The 4,024-nt window shown below is 62.9% G+C and carries 8 protein-coding genes and 2 pseudogenes; all 10 read right to left on the minus strand.

The features are described 5' to 3' along the window. Positions 1-46 precede the first annotated feature (46 nt). The gene (gene rpsH, locus AC1D00_RS35120; protein ID WP_011088139.1) at positions 47-445 is read right to left on the minus strand and encodes a 30S ribosomal protein S8; all 399 of its coding nucleotides are present in this window, start codon (positions 443-445) and stop codon (positions 47-49) included. A 14-nt stretch (positions 446-459) separates the two neighbouring features. After that, a complete protein-coding gene (rpsN, locus tag AC1D00_RS35125) occupies positions 460-765 on the minus strand; it encodes a 30S ribosomal protein S14 (protein ID WP_011088140.1) in 306 nt (101 codons plus the stop codon). Positions 766-811: 46 nt separating this feature from the next. After that, positions 812-1,369, minus strand: a complete 558-nt coding sequence (rplE, locus tag AC1D00_RS35130) for a 50S ribosomal protein L5 (protein ID WP_018647250.1) — start codon at positions 1,367-1,369, stop codon at positions 812-814. Then, positions 1,362-1,493, minus strand: a pseudogene (locus AC1D00_RS35135) (50S ribosomal protein L24); the annotation flags it as partial. The pseudogene AC1D00_RS35135 and the gene rplE, both read right to left, overlap by 8 nt. Next, positions 1,477-1,839: pseudogene (rplN, locus tag AC1D00_RS35140) on the minus strand (50S ribosomal protein L14); the annotation flags it as partial. The pseudogenes rplN and AC1D00_RS35135, both read right to left, overlap by 17 nt. Before the next feature lie 84 nt (positions 1,840-1,923). Then, on the minus strand, positions 1,924-2,172 hold the full coding sequence (gene rpsQ / locus AC1D00_RS35145) for a 30S ribosomal protein S17 (RefSeq protein ID WP_011088143.1): 249 nt from the start codon (positions 2,170-2,172) through the stop codon (positions 1,924-1,926). A gap of 13 nt (positions 2,173-2,185) precedes the next feature. Continuing rightward, positions 2,186-2,392: a 50S ribosomal protein L29 gene (rpmC, locus tag AC1D00_RS35150; RefSeq protein WP_477013837.1), complete on the minus strand. Its 207-nt coding sequence runs from the start codon at positions 2,390-2,392 to the stop codon at positions 2,186-2,188. Positions 2,393-2,397: 5 nt separating this feature from the next. Beyond that, positions 2,398-2,811 (minus strand): 50S ribosomal protein L16, encoded by a 414-nt coding sequence (gene rplP / locus AC1D00_RS35155; protein ID WP_008549252.1) that lies wholly within the window; start codon positions 2,809-2,811, stop codon positions 2,398-2,400. A gap of 31 nt (positions 2,812-2,842) precedes the next feature. Beyond that, complete coding sequence (gene rpsC, locus AC1D00_RS35160) at positions 2,843-3,565, minus strand: 30S ribosomal protein S3 (protein ID WP_092192679.1); 723 nt, start codon at positions 3,563-3,565, stop codon at positions 2,843-2,845. 18 nt (positions 3,566-3,583) lie between these two features. Next, on the minus strand, positions 3,584-3,973 hold the full coding sequence (rplV, locus tag AC1D00_RS35165; RefSeq protein ID WP_135178090.1) for a 50S ribosomal protein L22: 390 nt from the start codon (positions 3,971-3,973) through the stop codon (positions 3,584-3,586). Between the last annotated feature and the right edge of the window lie 51 nt (positions 3,974-4,024).

Consider the following 4,024-nt stretch of genomic DNA (forward strand, 5'->3'; position numbering starts at 1 on the left):
CGCAACCGGTCTTTTGCCAACACGTGACATGGATCAAAAATCCTTCTCAGAACACCGTGAAGAGGACTTCTCCGCCCACATTCGCGTCGCGCGCGCTGTGGTCGGCCATGATCCCCTTCGGCGTCGACAACACCGAAATGCCGAGCCCGTTGTTGACCCGCGGCAGGTTCTTTACCGAGGCGTAAACACGACGCCCGGGCTTGGAAACACGTTCGATCTCGCGGATGACGGGCTCGCCGTCGAAGTACTTCAGCTCGATCTCGATCTCGCTGCGGCCCGAGGAGTGCTCGACCGTGGCGTAGCCGCGGATGTAGCCCTCGCTCTTGAGCACCTCGAGCACGTTCTCGCGCATCCGCGAGCCGGGCGTGGAGACCTTGGTCTTGGAGCGCATCTGCGCGTTGCGGATGCGGGTGATCAGATCGCTGATTGGATCGTGCGTAGACATCTAAACGACCCTCCTTACCAGCTCGACTTCACGAGGCCCGGGACCATGCCCTTGGAGCCAAGTTCGCGCAGCGCGATACGGGACAGCTTGTTCTTGCGGTAGTTCGAGCGCGGACGGCCCGACAGCTCGCAGCGAAGACGCACGCGGGTCGCCGACGAATTGCGCGGCATCTCGGCGAGCTTCAGGGTCGCGGCGAACCGCTCCTCCATCGGCAGCGTCTTGTCGGCGATGATCGCCTTCAACCGCTCGCGCTTCGGGGCGGCGTTCTTCACCATCCGCTTGCGCCGGTTGTTCTTCTCGATTGAACTCTTCTTTGCCATGCTTGGCTCCTGGGTATCCGCGTTTGAGAGGCTTTAGGTCAGCGTCTCACTGCCGGAACGGGAAATTGAAAGCGGTCAACAAGGCCCTCGCCTCTTCGTCGGTCTTGGCCGTGGTGCAGACGGTGATGTCCATACCGCGGGCTTCCGTGACCTTGTCGAAGTCGATCTCGGGGAAAATGATGTGCTCCTTGATGCCGAGCGAGTAGTTGCCGCGGCCGTCGAAGCTCTTCGGGTTCAGGCCGCGGAAGTCGCGGACGCGCGGCAGCGCAACCGTGACCAGGCGGTCGATGAACTCGTACATGCGGGCCTTGCGCAGCGTGACCTTGCAGCCGATCGGCTGGTTCTCACGCAGCTTGAAGGTCGCGATCGCGATACGCGAATAGGTCACGATCGCCTTCTGGCCGGCGATCTGGGTCAGCTCGGCAGCGGCAGTCTCGGCCTTCTTGCGGTCGTTGACGGAATCGCCAACGCCCATGTTCAGCACGACCTTGTCCAGGCGCGGAACCTGCATGACGTTCTCGTAACCGAACTTCTCGGTCAGCGCCGTGCGGATCTTCGCATCGTATTCCGCGCGCAGGCGCGGCGTGTAAGCGGCCTCAGCCATCGATCTCAGCTCCCGAGCTCTTGGCGATGCGGACCTTCTTGCCGTCCGCCAGAATCTTGAATCCGACGCGGGTCGGCTTTCCGTCCTTGCCGACATACGCGATGTTGGACAGTTGGATCGGCGCAAATGATCTTCATGTGATTCTTGGCGCGCAGCTCGCGCGGCACGGGCCCGAAGATACGGGTGCCGACCGGCTCGGACTGGTTGTTGATCAGCACGGCGGCGTTGCGGTCGAAGCGGATGACCGAACCGTCGGCGCGGCGGATGTCCTTGCGGACGCGCACCACGACGGCCTTCATCACGTCGCCCTTCTTCACCTTGCCACGCGGAATCGCTTCCTTGATCGAGACGACAATGATGTCGCCGATCGTGGCGTAGCGGCGCTTGGAGCCCCCGAGCACCTTGATACACATGACACGGCGTGCGCCAGAATTGTCGGCCACGTCGAGGTTGGTCTGCATCTGAATCATTGATGCACCTCGTCCTCTTCTCTCTTGCGCCAGCCCAGCCGGCGCTCAACATTTCCCTGAAGGCAGTCGGCTAAAGCCAACAGATCAGGCGCTTTTCTTGTGTTCGCCCCGGATCACGACCCAGCGCTTCAACTTCGAAATCGGCTTCGATTCCTCGATCCAAACCATATCGCCCGGCTTGAACTCGTTGTTCTCGTCGTGCGCGTGATAGTTCTTCGAACGGCGGATCGTCTTCTTGTAGATCGGGTGCGTGAAGCGGCGATCGACGCGGACAACGACCGTCTTGGCTGTCTTGTCGCTGACGACCACGCCCTGCAAAGTACGTTTCGGCATCTTCGTAAGCCTCTTACTTCTTCTTCGCGCGCGTCTGCGCGGCGACGGTCTTGATCCGGGCGATGTCGCGGCGGGCCTCGCGCAGGCGCGAGGTATTCTCGAGCTGCCCGGTGGCGCGCTGGAAGCGCAGGTTGAAGCGCTCCTTCTTCRGGTTCAGGATGGCGTCATCCTGCTGGTCGGGGCTCATCGCGCGGATGTCTTCGATCTTCATCTGGGCCATGGCCATTACTCCGCAATGCGCTCGACGAAGCGCGTCTTGATCGGCAGCTTGGCGGCCGCCAGGGTCAGCGCCTCACGCGCCGTCTGGGTGTTGACGCCGTCGATCTCGAACAGCACCCGGCCCGGCTTGACGCGCGCCACCCACAGTTCCGGCGAACCCTTGCCGGAACCCATGCGGACTTCGGCCGGCTTCTTCGACACCGGAAGGTCGGGGAACACGCGGATCCAGACGCGGCCGGCGCGCTTCATGTGACGGGTCAGCGCGCGGCGGGCGGCTTCGATCTGGCGCGCGGTGACGCGCTCAGGCTCGGTCGCCTTCAGGCCGTACTGGCCGAACGCCAACGTCGCGCCCGAAGACGCAACGCCGTGGATGCGGCCCTTATGCGCCTTCCGGAACTTCGTTTTCTTAGGTTGCATCATGGCTTTAAGCCCTCAAATTCCTGTGCTGGCCTTAGGCTGCAGCCGTATCGCGGCGCTGACGGCCGCGATCACCACTGCCACCAGTCTCGCCTTCGGCCATTCTCTTGTCCTGGGCCATCGGATCGTGCTCGAGGATCTCGCCCTTGAAGATCCAGACCTTGACGCCGCAGGTGCCGAAGGTCGTGAACGCGGTCGCAACGCCGTAGTCGATGTCCGCGCGCAGCGTGTGCAGCGGCACGCGACCTTCGCGGTACCACTCCATGCGCGCGATTTCCGCACCGCCGAGACGTCCCGAGCAGTTGATGCGGATGCCTTCCGCGCCGAGACGCATCGCCGACTGCACGGCGCGCTTCATGGCACGGCGGAACGCCACGCGGCGCTCCAGCTGCTGCGCGATCGACTCGGCCACCAGCGTCGCATCGAGCTCCGGCTTGCGGATCTCGACGATGTTGATGACGACGTCGGACGAGGTGATGTCCGCGACCCGCTTGCGCAGCTTGTCGATGTCGGCGCCCTTCTTGCCGATCACCACGCCCGGACGGGCCGAGTGGATGGTGACGCGGCACTTCTTGTGCGGACGCTCGATCACGATGCGGGCGACGGCCGCCTGCTTGAGCTCCTTGTGCAGGATCTCGCGGATCTTGACGTCCTCATGCAGCAGCTTGCCGTATTCCTGCTTGCCGGCGAACCAGCGGGAATCCCAGGTCCGGTTGATGCCGAGACGCAGACCGATCGGATTGATCTTTTGACCCATCGTTTTCTCCTGCGACCCTTAAGCCGCTGCTGCTTCGGCTTCGACCTGACGAACAATGATCGTCAGCTGCGAAAATGGTTTGTAGACACGGCCCGAACGGCCACGGCCGCGGGCGGCAAAGCGCTTCATCACGAGGCCGTTGCCGACGAAAGCCTGCGCCACGACGAGATCATCGACGTCGAGGTCGTGGTTGTTCTCGGCATTGGCGATAGCCGATTCCAGGCACTTCTTCACGTCAACCGCGATCCGCTTGCGCGAAAACTGCAGGTCGGCGAGCGCAGCGGCCGCCTTCCGGCCGCGAATGAGCTGGGCGACCAGGTTGAGCTTCTGCGGGCTCACCCGCAGCATCCGGGCGACCGCCTTGGCCTCGTTGTCGGCGAGGCTCCGTTCGCGCTTAGGTTTGCTCATCGTTTAATCCTCAAGCCTTCTTGGCTTTCTTGTCACCGGAGTGGCCATGGA

The sequence above is a fragment of the Bradyrhizobium sp. P2_E8 genome (assembly GCF_056403875.1).